Annotated in this window: 11 protein-coding genes, 1 pseudogene and 2 other annotated features; of the genes and pseudogenes, 8 read left to right on the top strand and 4 right to left on the bottom strand. The window is 34.0% G+C overall.

Annotated elements, in window-relative coordinates; translation table 11 throughout:
- Positions 1-245 precede the first annotated feature (245 nt).
- Positions 246-953, top strand: coding sequence for a pseudouridine synthase (locus JFU18_RS04025; protein ID WP_002085707.1), 708 nt, complete (start codon positions 246-248; stop codon positions 951-953).
- A gap of 121 nt (positions 954-1,074) precedes the next feature.
- Positions 1,075-1,299, top strand: a binding site (T-box leader).
- Between the two features lie 37 nt (positions 1,300-1,336).
- Positions 1,337-1,559, top strand: a binding site (T-box leader).
- Between the two features lie 44 nt (positions 1,560-1,603).
- On the top strand, positions 1,604-3,523 hold the full coding sequence (gene thrS, locus JFU18_RS04020; RefSeq protein ID WP_201033744.1) for a threonine--tRNA ligase: 1,920 nt from the start codon (positions 1,604-1,606) through the stop codon (positions 3,521-3,523).
- Positions 3,524-3,688: 165 nt separating this feature from the next.
- Here the strand turns inward: thrS and JFU18_RS04015 are convergent, their stop codons facing one another.
- Entirely contained in the window at positions 3,689-3,907 is a 219-nt protein-coding gene (locus JFU18_RS04015) for a helix-turn-helix domain-containing protein (RefSeq protein WP_002168434.1), read from the bottom strand.
- Between the two features lie 10 nt (positions 3,908-3,917).
- Positions 3,918-4,400 (bottom strand): DUF2975 domain-containing protein, encoded by a 483-nt coding sequence (locus JFU18_RS04010; protein ID WP_016102056.1) that lies wholly within the window; start codon positions 4,398-4,400, stop codon positions 3,918-3,920.
- Positions 4,401-4,788: 388 nt separating this feature from the next.
- Between JFU18_RS04010 and JFU18_RS04005 the strand changes: the two genes are divergently transcribed.
- From JFU18_RS04005 to JFU18_RS03985, 5 genes are all read left to right on the top strand, one after another.
- A complete protein-coding gene (locus tag JFU18_RS04005; protein WP_201033166.1) occupies positions 4,789-5,556 on the top strand; it encodes an ABC transporter ATP-binding protein in 768 nt (255 codons plus the stop codon).
- Positions 5,557-5,569: 13 nt separating this feature from the next.
- The gene (locus tag JFU18_RS04000) at positions 5,570-7,453 is read left to right on the top strand and encodes an ABC transporter permease (RefSeq protein WP_201050268.1); all 1,884 of its coding nucleotides are present in this window, start codon (positions 5,570-5,572) and stop codon (positions 7,451-7,453) included.
- Positions 7,454-7,725: 272 nt separating this feature from the next.
- Positions 7,726-8,757 (top strand): alpha/beta fold hydrolase, encoded by a 1,032-nt coding sequence (locus JFU18_RS03995; RefSeq protein ID WP_201033746.1) that lies wholly within the window; start codon positions 7,726-7,728, stop codon positions 8,755-8,757.
- A 224-nt stretch (positions 8,758-8,981) separates the two neighbouring features.
- Entirely contained in the window at positions 8,982-9,848 is an 867-nt protein-coding gene (locus tag JFU18_RS03990; protein ID WP_002031892.1) for an ABC transporter permease subunit, read from the top strand.
- A gap of 1 nt (position 9,849) precedes the next feature.
- Positions 9,850-10,854, top strand: coding sequence for an ABC transporter permease (locus JFU18_RS03985; RefSeq protein ID WP_201033747.1), 1,005 nt, complete (start codon positions 9,850-9,852; stop codon positions 10,852-10,854).
- Positions 10,855-10,907: 53 nt separating this feature from the next.
- Here JFU18_RS03985 and JFU18_RS03980 read toward each other — a convergent pair whose 3' ends face one another.
- Positions 10,908-12,608: a pyruvate oxidase gene (locus tag JFU18_RS03980; RefSeq protein ID WP_201033748.1), complete on the bottom strand. Its 1,701-nt coding sequence runs from the start codon at positions 12,606-12,608 to the stop codon at positions 10,908-10,910.
- Between the two features lie 83 nt (positions 12,609-12,691).
- Positions 12,692-13,429, bottom strand: coding sequence for a ZIP family metal transporter (locus JFU18_RS03975; RefSeq protein WP_085310993.1), 738 nt, complete (start codon positions 13,427-13,429; stop codon positions 12,692-12,694).
- A 107-nt stretch (positions 13,430-13,536) separates the two neighbouring features.
- Between JFU18_RS03975 and JFU18_RS03970 the strand changes: the two are divergent.
- Positions 13,537-13,902 (top strand): annotated as a pseudogene (locus tag JFU18_RS03970) (SAM-dependent methyltransferase); the annotation flags it as partial.
- Between the last annotated feature and the right edge of the window lie 85 nt (positions 13,903-13,987).

The raw sequence follows: 13,987 nt of genomic DNA, 5'->3' as shown, positions 1-13,987 counted from the left end.
ATATTATCTATGAAAAAAGTAAATAAATGATGTTATATTCAAGGGTTAATCTATTGACTGCTAAACAGTTTGAGGTGAAAAGGAAAAGAGGACCAATTATTTTCGTGTAAACATGTAATTAAGTGAAGACGTCATATACCCTTTCATGTTAATATATTTAAGTTATAATAGGAGGCTTACCCTTTTGTATTGTACGGTAGAAGCAGTGTGAGCTTGAAATTTTTTATGAAAAGGATGTGCCTAACTTGCGTATCAATAAATTTATTAGTGAAGCTGGAAAAGCGTCTCGACGTGGAGCAGATAAGTTAATTAACGAGAGAAAAGTAATTATTAACGGTAAGGTTGCAAAAATTGGTGACCAAGTAAATCCAGGTGATGACGTACGAGTAAATGGAGAGCAACTTCGTATTGCTCGAGACCATGTGTATATCGCTTTAAATAAACCAGTAGGTATTACATGTACAAGTGAAAAAGCCGTAAAAGGTAATATTATCGATTTAGTGAATCATCCTTTACGAATTAATCACATCGGACGTCTCGATAAAGACTCAGATGGTTTAATTTTGTTAACGAATGATGGCGATATCGTTAATGAGATTTTACGTGCTGAAAACAAACATGAGAAAGAATATATCGTTTCAGTAGATAAGCCGATTACACCGGAGTTTTTAGAGAAAATGGCAGCAGGTGTTAAAATTTTAGATACAAAAACACTTCCTTGTGAAGTAACACAGTTATCAAAATATGAGTTCCAAATTATTTTAACACAGGGGCTAAATCGTCAAATTCGCCGTATGTGTGAAGCTTTGGGTTATCAAGTATACACGTTAAAACGTACGAGAATTATGAATATTGAGTTGAATAATTTACCAGTCGGACAGTGGAGAGATTTATCGAAAAAAGAGAAAAAACGCCTATTTTCAGACTTAAATTACGAACCACAAGATTGGTAAAAAAGAGAAGGGGAGGCCAAAAAATGTTTTTGGTTTCTTTTTTTTGAATAAAAAATATATTTTTAACACTTGTAAAAATAAAATGAATAGGATATATTAAATAACAATAAATGTAATTGTTACAAAAGCAAAGAAAAGGACACGAGTTATTTTAAACGGTTATACAGAGAAGGAAGGAAAGCTGAGAACTTCCTAACGCAGTAAAATAACTTACCACCTTAGAGCTGCACTGGGGAAATCAAGTATCTAGTGCCGTGTAAGCGACGTTACCCGCAAAAGAAGCCATTATGTTTTTTGTGATGGGAATCTGGGTGGAACCACGAATATAAGCATATTCGTCCCTATTTACTAGGGATGAATATGCTTTTTTATATTTTATTTCATAATAAGCGAAGAAAAGGACACGAGTTATTTTAAACGGTTATACAGAGAAGGAAGAAAAGCTGAGAACTTCCTAACGCAGTAAAATAACTTACCACCTTAGAGCTGCACTGGGGAAATCAAGTATCTAGTGCCGTGTAAACGACGTTACCGTAAAAGAAGCCATTGTATATTTGCGATGGGAATCTGGGTGGAACCACGGGTAAAAGCACACTCGTCCCTATTTTAGGGATGAGTGTGCTTTTTATTATGAAATGGAGAGATGAAAAATGAAAGAACAGATGATCGAAATTAAATTTCCAGATGGTAGCGTTAAAGAATTTGTGAAAGGCATTACTTTAGAAGAAATTGCTGGGGCAATTAGTAGTAGCTTGAAAAAGAAAGCAGTCGCAGGAAAAGTTAATGATCAGTCTTTTGATTTACGACGAAACATTGAAGAAAGTGCGAAAGTTGAAATCATTACTATGGATTCAGATGAAGGGATAAAAATTGCAAGACACTCTGCGGCACATATATTAGCGCAAGCTGTAAAAAGAATTTATGGTGATGTAAACCTTGGTGTAGGGCCAGTCATTGAAAATGGATTCTATTATGACGTGGATCTTCAAAGTAGTGTAAACGTAGAAGATTTACCGGAAATAGAAAAAGAAATGAAAAATATTATAAATGAAAATGTAAAGATAGAGCGAGTTGAGGTTTCTCGAGAAGAAGCAAAAGAATTGTTTCAAGAAATGAATGATAGTTTGAAATTAGAGCTTTTAGAAGCAATTCCTAATGGGGAAAGTGTAACACTGTATAAACAAGGTGAATTTGTAGATTTATGTAGAGGACCACATTTGCCATCTACTGGTTATTTGAAAGCATTTCAATTAACTCATGTTTCTGGTGCATATTGGCGAGGCGATAGTAACAATCAAGTGCTTCAGCGTATATATGGTGTTGCTTTCTCTTCTCAACAAAAATTAGAAGAGTATTTACATTTTGTTGAGGAGGCCGCAAAGAGAAATCATCGGAAATTAGGTAGTGAACTTGAATTGTTTATGTTTTCGGAAGAGGCTCCGGGAATGCCCTTTTACTTGCCAAAAGGACAGATTATTCGCAATGAATTAGAAGCATTTTTAAGAGAAATTCAAAATGAGTACAATTATCAAGAAGTGCGTACTCCATTTATGATGAATCAAGAATTATGGGAGAAGTCAGGACACTGGGGACATTACAAAGACAATATGTATTTCTCAGAAGTAGATCATAAAAGTTTTGCGTTAAAACCGATGAATTGCCCAGGCCATATGCTTATGTTTAAAAATAAATTACATTCTTATCGTGAGTTACCGATTCGTATGTGTGAGTTCGGTCAAGTGCATCGACATGAATTTAGTGGCGCTTTAAACGGATTATTAAGAGTTCGTACTTTCTGCCAAGATGATGCTCATTTATTTGTAACACCAGAACAAATTGAAGATGAAATCAAATCAGTGTTGGCGCAAATTGACTATGTGTATAAAACTTTTGGTTTCGAGTATGAAGTAGAGCTTTCTACTCGTCCAGAAGATTCAATGGGTGATGATAAATTATGGGAGCAAGCAGAATGGGCATTAGAAAATGTATTACAGTCATTAAATTATAAATATAGATTAAACGAAGGTGACGGTGCATTCTACGGTCCGAAAATTGATTTCCATATTAAAGATGCTTTAAATAGAAGTCATCAGTGCGGAACAGTCCAACTTGATTTCCAAATGCCAGAAAAATTTGATTTAAATTATATAGATGAAAATAATGAAAAAAGAAGACCAGTTGTCATTCACCGAGCAGTTTTAGGATCTTTAGACCGTTTTTTAGCAATATTAATTGAGCACTTTGGAGGCGCGTTCCCGGCGTGGGTGGCACCAGTTCAAGTGAAAGTAATTCCAGTTTCAAATGCAGTGCATGAACAATATGTAAATAGGATTGCAGATAAATTAGCACAAGCCGGAATTCGTGTCGAACGAGATATACGAGATGAAAAGTTAGGATATAAAATTAGAGAAGCGCAAATGCAAAAAGTTCCGTATGTTCTTGTTATTGGGGATAAGGAAATGGAAAGCGAAGCTGTAAATGTACGGAAATATGGTGAAGAGAAGTCAGAAGTTGTTGAACTAGATGCGTTTGTGAAAAGTATGAAAGAGGAAATTAAAAATAGGAAATAGAGATTGATAATAAAACACACCATTAATATGTAATACTGAAGTTAAAGTAATTAAAGATATATTAAATAACAATAATAAACGCAGAGAAGGGATAGCTTAATTGCTATCCCTTCATCTTAATTTCACAATCTAATCCCATTGGTTGAAGAAAGTTGTTATTTGTTTTTATTGAGTGTATTCGTCGCTTTTGTACTCCAAAATATCACCTGGTTGACAATCTAAAGTCTTACATATCGCTTCCAATGTTGAAAAACGAACCGCTTTTGCTTTCCCATTTTTCAGAATGGAAAGATTCGCCATCGTAATCCCAACCCTCTCCGAAAGCTCCGTTACGCTCATTTTTCGTTTTGCTAACATCACATCAATATTAATAATAATTGCCATATTCTCCACCTCAGACCGTTAAATCATTTTCTGATTTTATATTAATAGCTTCTTGTAAAAGCCTTTGGAGAACAGCAGCAAAAACGGCGATCACCATAGAGGCGAAAATGATGGTCAATCCGATTGGTATGAAACTTGGAGGATCAATTTTTTTTGCCATGAGATAGTAGAGTGGCATACCTAGCAAGTACAAGGTACTGATCGTGATGGCACAGTATTTTATATTCTTTAAAGCCTTTACCGATAATTCCGAGAACGCTTGGTTCTTATCAATATAGCTTAAAAGTTTAAAAGCTTGATACAGAGCAAAGTAAAAAGGTATCACTGCCGCGTACATATCAATTAAAACGAGAGATTTCATATAAGCAATATCTGGATACAATTCTCCAGCAAAATTCCCAATCTTAGGCACCAAAAATATGCACAATGCAAGAACTGGGAATCCTATAAAAGTAATAGCTAGCTTTAAAAAGAGTGTCGTAACTTGTTTCATAAAAAGCACCTCACTTATGTAATAACAACATGATTTTATCATGTTGTTTATCGTTTTGAAATAAAAATGTATTGTTTTTTATTTAATTATTATTGTTATTGAAATATATTTTGAATTTTGATAACAATAAAAAGCATTTCTCATTCCAAAGAAATGCTCTTATGAAGTGGTTTGTTTTTTTAACCTTACAAAAATGTAAGGTAAATGTAAGGGAAATCGAATGAAAGGATTTTAGAAAAGTGAGAATATTAAGCAGAGAAATCGTTTGTATTTCTTATGTATCTCAATCTGCATTTGGAAAATTTAAAAATTCTTAAGAATTTTTATGAGAAAGATATAAGAAATATATGGGAAATTTATACTATACAAAAGGGATGGAGTGAAAGAGATGTCAACAAATGTAGTTACTGTAGAAAGAGTAGAAAAAACGTATGGGAAAAGAAATGAGAATCAGTCAAAAGCATTAAGGGGTGTTTCATTAAGTATTAAAGAAGGAGAGTTTGTAGGGATTATGGGTCCATCTGGATCTGGTAAAACGACATTACTAAATGTGATCAGTACACTTGATCAAGCGACAGGTGGTAGTGTAACAATAGCTGGCACAAATATTACTTCTATGAAAGGGAATGCATTATCAGATTTTCGTTCTCAAAAATTAGGATTTATTTTTCAAGATTTTAATCTACTAGAAAATTTATCAATTTATGAAAATATCGCTTTACCACTTTCCTTGCAAGGCGTACCATCAAGTGAGATTACTGGAAAAGTAAATGGGGTTGCGACGAAATTAGGGATTACTGAAATTTTAACTAAATATCCGACTGCTGTTTCTGGTGGACAAAAACAAAGAACAGCGGCAGCACGAGCTTTAGTACATAATCCGGCAATCGTATTAGCAGATGAACCGACAGGAGCACTTGATAGTAAAAATGCAAAAAGTTTATTAGAAGCGATGCAAGATTTACATGAAAATCACAATGTAAGTATTTTGATGGTAACACACGATGCATTTAGTGCGAGCTATTGTGAACGTATTTTATTTATACAGGATGGACTTCTTTATAAAGAGTTAAAACGACAAGGAACACGAGAAAATTTCTATCAAGATATTTTAGGTGTGCTTGCCCAAATGGGCTCAGCAACTGAGTTGAAGTAAGGGGGGCGAGACTATGTTATTCAAATTATCACGTCATAGTATGAAAAAAATGTTAAAGGATTATATGGTTTTACTTATTGGTCTAGTCATTAGTATTAGTATTTTTTACATGTTCCAAACGATGGCGATGAATAGTGAATTTACAAAAGATAATAGTCTCATTGGTAGTATTAGGCTCGTCTTTTGGGTTGGTGCAATATTGCTTTCTTTCATTACAGTTTTTTACATCATATATGCCAATTCTTTTTTACTTACATTAAGAAGAAAAGAACTCGGTATGTACATGATGCTTGGAGCGAAAAAGAAAAAAGTAGCGCAATTATTATTTATTGAGACTTTTGGTATGGGGATTGTCAGTATTATTATCGGTATTTTAGTAGGAATAGTACTTGCTAGTGTAGCAGGAAATTTTTTAATGAATGGAATGGAGATTTCAGCAAAAGGTAATTACGCATCTGTGTACACACCAGCTATATTAGTTACATCTATTTTCTTCTTAATATTATTTTTCATTACTGGTTTAATGAATAGTTTCCGATTATTACGTAAAACAGAATTAGAGTTAATACGTGAAGATGAAACGCAAGATGAGGTGAAGAAAAGTAAGACTCGTACTGTTATTATGACAGTACTAGGTGTATTGCTAGTAAGTACAGGATATTATTTTATGGTGAATATAAAAATGTTTGCTGAACTAGGATTTATAATAGCGACAATTGTTACGACAGTAGGAACGTATTTCATTTTTAGCTCGTTGCTCCCACTTTTTGTAATGAAAATTAAAGGAAATAAAAAACGAAATGAAACGGGATTAAATAGTTTTACTTATGCACAGTTACGTTTTCGAGTAACTAGTTTATCGAGGGTACTAGGCACTGTAGCGATGTTAATTGCATTAGGTGCAGGTGCAATGACAGCAGGTATGGCGTTTCAAAAGAATGTAGGCATTATGACAGACTTCTCACGTGTATATGATGTCGTAATTCATAATCCAAATGAGCAAGATAAAGCGGCATTAAAAGAAATGGAAATTGTTGAAGAAAGCAAGTATAAGTATAAAGTAGATGGAGAAGCGGTTTATTATTTACGTAACGACTTAACTGAAAAACCACCACTTATTTCAGATCATTTTGATACAAAGACTTTAAAAGAACCTGCTCGTAAACGTGTGGCTACACCTTTAACTGAACCTGTCTATTCTGCTTTGGAAGCTCCTGAAGTAGCGAATAAGCTTCCTCGTATGCCAAAAGATTGGGAAGATGCGGTTGTAAGAGAGATACAAATTACACATAATCAGTTTAACGGAAAACCGGTAAGAATTGCAGATGAAGAGCATTACAAAGGAATTCAAGGAACAGAGCATACTGTAACATTAGCAAAAGTAGATGATATGAAAAAATATAAACCGTTATTGACAGAAATTGATAAGAGGCAAAAAGAACAAATTGAAAAAACAACAGGTACAAAAGTAGAATTATATACGAAAATGACAACTTATCAGTTCGTGAACAGTTTCATGAGCGGAACAATGTTTATGGGATTTTTCCTTGGAATTGCATTTTTAGCAATGATGGCGAGTTCTCTTATGTTCAAAATATTAACAGGAGCTTCTCGTGATGTACGCCGTTATGAAATGTTACGAAAAATTGGTGTGAGACGTAGTATGTTAACAAAAAGTATATATAAAGAGATTTCATATTTATTTATCTTCCCAGCAATTATTGGAATCTCCCACGTTTTAGTAGGGCTTAACTTATTCAGTTTCATATTAGTTGACCCATTTGTAAAAGTGTGGATGCCAATAGGAATCTTCATAGTAATTTATTTCATTTATTATTGGATTACTGTCCAACTTTATAAAGGTATGGTAATGCCGAAAGAAGAAGTAGCGAAATAGTTTGAGAAAAGAGTCCTTGTTTTGACAACAAGGACTCTTTTCTATATTTGTAATACATTGTGATCAAGTCTTTCTACGAATAATGTATTGAAAATTAAGAAAATATTAAGAGTTTATATAGCGGAAAGTTAAGAAGTATATGGGATATTAATAATGTAAAAAAGATTGAGATGAAATTGGAAAGTGCAATTGTTGTACATTCATATTTTTTTGAGGTAGTTTTACAGAACTAAATTGTTATTTTTACAAATTTATAAGAAAGGAAACGTCTTATGAAGAAGATAAAAAAATTAGTAAAACGTATTGCAGTCACTATTATACTATTAATAATTATGGCGTTAGTATTTCCTACATGGACCTCGCAAATAAAGGGGAAAAACAGTATAAGTACATTAGAGCAAGTAGAGATAAATGGAAGTGGTCATGAAATTATGATACGCGGAAAAGATAAGAAGAATCCAGTTATTCTCTTTATCCATGGTGGACCAGGTTCTTCAGAAATACCATATGCTCAAAAATATCAAGACTTATTGGAAGAGAAATTCACAGTTGTTAATTACGATCAAAGGGCAAGCGGGAAATCGTATCATTTCTTTGAAGACTATTCGAATCTATCATCAGACCTACTTGTAGAAGATTTATTAGCTATGACAGATTATATTTCAAAACGTCTTGGCAAAGAAAAAGTAATATTGGTTGGTCATTCTTACGGTACATATATTGGAATGCAAGCTGCCAATAAAGCCCCTGAAAAATATGATGCATATGTTGGAATAGGACAGATGAGTGATACAGTAGAAAGTGAAATGGATAGCTTAAACTATGTTATTGAACAGGCACAAAATGCGGGGAATCCAGATGAGGTTTCCTATTTAAAAGGGTTAACCGAAAAAATTAAAAATGGCGATACATACACTCCGCGAAATTATGTTGCGAAATATGGTGGAACATCAAGACTCATTGAAAATCCAGATGGTGATAACATGAGGATGCTATTTAGTAATGAATATAACTTGTTAGACGTAATTCGTTATAACGTTGGATTATCACATTCTCAAACTGTCTTATTAGAAAAAGATTTAAAGAATCCATTATCTACTAAAGTAACTAAGCTGAATCTACCGCTTTATTTTCTTATGGGTAAATATGACTATAATACTTCATTTCATGCAGCAAAACAGTATTTTGATAGAATTGAGGCGAATCAAAAAGAATTTATAGCTTTTGAAAACTCAGCACATTACCCTCAATTTGAAGAGAAGGAAAAGTTTTATGAGTGGTTGTGTGATACATTCGTAAAATGAAATTAAATAAAAAAGTACTTATTTTAAAAATAAGTGCTTTTTTATAGTATATAATCGAGCGAGAAGGAAAATGTTGGATAATAGTCGAAAGATATAATACAACTTCAGAGAAATGACGAGAATCGATATGTTTTGTCGAGAGAGGAGTTATTTTATTAAAAGGTATAGGTACTATACATAGTTTTAATTTCTGAATACTCATTTAAATAGAAGGGGTAATAGTTATGTTCATTCGAATTGGTAAGTGGTGTGGGGTTACATGTTTACAATTATTTGCGGCGCTTATTTGTATTCTATTTTTAGGGGCACTACCGCGTTTATTTAAGGGATTACAAATTGATCTAATCGGTTTTTGGAACACAGTTGTGTTTCTTGGAGAGAAGTTACTTCAACCAGGTGAAATTACGTATGGATTTCGGAATTCAAGAAAGTTATTTCCACAAATATGGATTCATTATGTAGAGACAATGTTTGTATTTATTTCGGCATTTATACTATCTTTACTCATTGCGTATCTTATCGTTGTGTGGGTATTACAGCGCTCTCAATCAAAGCAACGTATGTGGAATGGGATTTTCGTCGCACTTGAAAGTATTCCGGACATTTTATTAATTTTATTATCTCAACTTCTAGTAGTAATAATCTTTCAAAAGACAGGTTTTATGCCAGTGAAATTTGCAGGACTTGGAGAGGAAAGGGCTCGCCTGTTACCAATAATATGTCTTACTTTACCTACAACATTATTATTTATTAAGTTACTACTATTACGTTTCAGAGAAGAATTAGAGAAAGATTATAGTATATTTGCTAAGAGTAAAGGGCTAAGTTTAAGACATATTTTGACGCACCATATTTCAAGAAATGTCCTGTTAACAACAGTCTATTATGCAAAAACGAATATTTTATTTATGTTATCAAACTTATATATTATTGAATGGCTGTTTAATACGTACGGTATGTTCGTTTTCGTGAAAGAAAATTCAAAATTAGAAATATTTACAGTGAGTTTAGTTTTATTATACGTACCGCTTTTTATACTATTTCGTTTATTACATACGCTTTTACAAAATGTTATAAAGGAGCGTGTGTAACATGTGGCAAGTTGTAAAAAGAGATGTGAGATTTTGGCTAGGTGTTACTTTTTTGAGTGTACTAATGATTGTTAGTATTGGAAATACGCTGTTTTTCGATGGGAATATTCGTGAACTAACGATGATGTATAACGAAAAAGGAGAATTAGAGGCTGCTCCGTTTTCACCGTCGAGTAAATTTTGGTTTGGAACTGATGAGAAAGGCCGTGACCTGTTCCAGTTAATAATAGAAGGAGCGAAATGGACAGTTGGTGCAAGTATCGTTATCGCAGTTTTACGTGTAGTAATTGGAGGAGCTATTGGTTTATTACTTGGTATGTACAGTAAACGCTCATTTCCAGTTATCTCATCTTTTTTTGATCCGTTTAGTATTGTACCAATGATTATGATTTCCTATTTTATGTTAAATGCAGTTTTAACGTTCGAAAGTGGAGAGGCTGCTGCTCCGTTTCATTTACGGGTTGCGTTTCAAATTATAGTTCTTGCGTGCCTTGCTGTACCGACTGTTATGTTGTATGTGGCGCAAGAAGTAAAACGTATTAAGAATGAAGAATTTATGTTGGCGGCCACTGTGCTAGGCGGAAGTAAGTGGCAGAGGTTGAAACGCCATGTATGGCCGCATATGTTACCATCATTTCTTTTATTAGTAGCCCAGCAATTTGTAAGTACTTTATTACTCCTCTTGCATCTTGGTTTGTTGGAATTATTTTTTGGCGGAACAATAATTTTTGGCGCTATAGATGCAGATAGTGTAACAAAGGAATGGACTGGCCTAATTGGTCAAAACTTCCGTCACTTAACTACTCATACATGGATTGTACTTATACCAATCGCTTTCTATAGTATGACAATCTTGTCAGGGAATCTAATTAGCAATAGTATGCAAGATGCAATTAAACTAGGAAATGTTAGAAGAGCGAAACAGAAGAATGAAGAGGTGAAAGTAGAGAAACAAATACAGCCTACCGTGAATGATTTTTCATTTCATAGAGAGGTACAAAAATAAAGAAAGAAAGAAAGATAGCTGAAGACAAATTGTTTTCAGCTATCTTTTTTTCTTTAAAGTGGTGGTAAATCAATCTTACCTTCTTCAAATAATTCTTTTATCATATGTTTCGTATAACCGGCTGCTTGACCAAATGTGATTTTTGCTGGCATTGGTGCTTCATTTACATCTACAACTACATCAATAATGCATGGTTTACTTTGTTTTACTGCATTTTCAAAGGCGGGAAGTAAGTCATCTAACTGTTCTACACGGTATCCAATACCACCGCACGCCTCAGCATATTTTGCGAAATCAGGATTCGTTAAGTCTGTACCAAATTCAATATTTCCCATAACTTCTTGTTCAAATTTAATCATTGCAATTTTATTATTGTTTAATACAACGACAACGATTGGCAGTTTATATTTAACAGCTGTTACGAAATCATTCATTGTCATTCCAAATCCGCCGTCACCACAAACTGCAAACACTTGTTTACCCGGGAAAGCAATTTGTCCAGCAAGTGCACCAGGTAAACCGCAGCCAAGTGTTGCAAGCCAACTAGAAATGATAAATTTCTGGTTTGTCATACGGAAGTGCCTTGCAGTCCATACTGTTACATTTCCAACATCGACTGAAAGAATTGCGTCATCTTCTGCTACTTTCTGCAGTGCATGCATAACTCGTTGTGGTTTAATTGGAGTAGAAGAATCTTCTTCTTGAGTGTGTAATTTTTCTTCCCACTTTTTCATCATTTCTTGATGATGCTCTAAGAAGGAATGATCCTCGTGTTTTTCTACATTTTCAATTAACCATTTTAATGTTTTATCAGCATCACCAGCTAAGCCGATATCTGTCGTATAACGTTTCCCGATTTGTGCAGGGTCTGTATCAATATGAAGTGTTTTTGCTTTTTCGGGTAAGAAACCAGTGAACGGATAAGAAGTACCAACCATAATTAAAGTATCTGCATGCTTCATTGCTTCATAAGAAGGTTTCGTCCCGATTAATCCTAATCCACCGATACAAAGAGGGTGTTCATCAGGAACAATCCCTTTAGCTGGTAATGTAAGTACGATTGGAGCACCGATATGTTCTGCAAATGCAAGTAAAGAATCTCTCGCATGTTTAGCTCCTTTCCCGGCTAAAATAACAGGTTTTTTCGCTTCATTAAGTGCGAGTTTCGCTACATCTAAATCTTCTTCTTGCGGAAATATTACTGGTAATGTAAAGGAAGAGTTTGTAATGCGCGCACCATTTTTCACTTCAAATTTTGGAACATCATCTGGAATTGTAAGAACAGAGACACCTTTTTTTGTATATGCCATTCGAATCGCTTGATTCACTACAGCAGGTAACTGTTCCGCTGACATTATTCGTTGGTTATAAACCGCAACGTCATCAAACATTCTTTCTAAGTTTACTTCTTGGAAAAAATCTGTTCCGAGTAAATCGCTTTCTACTTGTCCTGAAATTGCTAGTACAGGAGCTTGATCGAGTTTTGCATCGTATAAACCATTTAATAAATGAATCGCTCCAGGTCCTGCAATAGCCATACAAACACCAAGTTTTCCTGTTAATTTCGCATATGCTGCCGCTGCTAACGCACCAGCTTCTTCATGGCGAACTTGAATAAATTTAATTTTATCTTGTTTTTTCCTTAAAGCTTCAATTATAGAATTGATGGAATCTCCAGGCATACCATATATGTGTTCTACACCCCAGTCAATTAAAAGATCCACTAATGCTTCACCGGCTGTTTTCCCAAACATAATCGTTCCTCCTTATTAATAGGTAGATACTATTATGTTTTGGAGAAAAAGGGAAAATATACAAATGATATAACTTATTTGTTTTAATGATGTCCAGTGAAAAGAGTGAAGGCTGTTATTAGTAAAAATCCACTAATAGACCACGATAGAAACGGAAGGAAAGGTAGCTGTTTTTTTGCTTTCCAAAGCATTTCGTGAATTGTGACATAGCCAAGAGAACCAATTGCGCTTCCCATAATAAGTCCTTGTAAATGGAGAGCTTTCCCGTCCATCATAATGCCAAAAACAGTACCGGTCCCTAGGATAAGAGAAAGTAATAAAGTTGTTAATAAAAATGAAATGTATTTATGTTTTGTAAAAAGAAATGGAATAATTAAAGCTAACCCTTCTGGAATATGGTGAATGACAATCGCAAGTAAGAAAGGAATGGCAGAGTCATTATGATTTATAAACGCTGTTCCTAATGCAAATCCACTCGGCATATTATGAATGAATATAGCAAAAGAAAGAAAAAGGAAGGTTTGCCATGCTTGTTGATCCTTTTTATGTATCATTGGATGATGACAATAGTTATCTAATAAGCTCATAACTAAAATACCGATAGCTATCCCAAGTATAGGACCTATTATTTCATAGCTTGAAAATGTTTCAGGAATAATTTCAAGTGATAAAAGCCCAAGTAAAACCCCACCACATAATGCGTATAAGCGATGCATCTTTTCTTCAATTAGTTGGCGTGTTGCTACTCCAACAGCACCTCCTAATAGTAATCCACCGAACGAAAAAAACGTAACGATTATAGGAATCCATAAACGTTCCATATCATCACACTCCAATTCTATCCCCTTGTTTTCAGCTTACTAATGGGGGAGGGAGATTAGTCCAAATTATTATGACCAATTATAGAGAAAAAACTGTAAATTCATTTAATGGTATATTCATATTTGACACACGTTTTCCGTCAAAGGAAGAATTAATACAACCATCTACAGAAGAATATTGGATAACTATTGCAGATGAAAAGGGAAGAAGATGTGATTTATATACTGAGATGAATTATGATTCAATTCAACAAATACAGCACTACATAACAACAAGAAGGTTTTATGAGGAGGATACGCTAGTAGAGGAACTGAAAACAACAATAGATCTTCGGTATACGTATCCGCAAGAATTAGAAAGATTACTTGTAGCGAATGGGTTTGAATTGTTACAGATATACAATGATTGGGAAGGGAATGAGTTGCAGGAGGATTGTTATTCTATGGTGGTAGTTTGCCAGAAGAAAAGATAGGGATGCTGATTGTTATATAGTAAGTTATTAGAAAAAATGATCAAACTGTATTTCACATTAACAATAGACTATGTGTCTTTGTTTT

Source organism: Bacillus sp. TH22 (genome assembly GCF_016651015.1).
Classification (GTDB): Bacteria; Bacillota; Bacilli; order Bacillales; family Bacillaceae_G; genus Bacillus_A; species Bacillus_A mycoides.
Note: the sequence above shows the minus strand (reverse complement) of the source record. Positions and strands in the feature narration are given on the sequence as shown.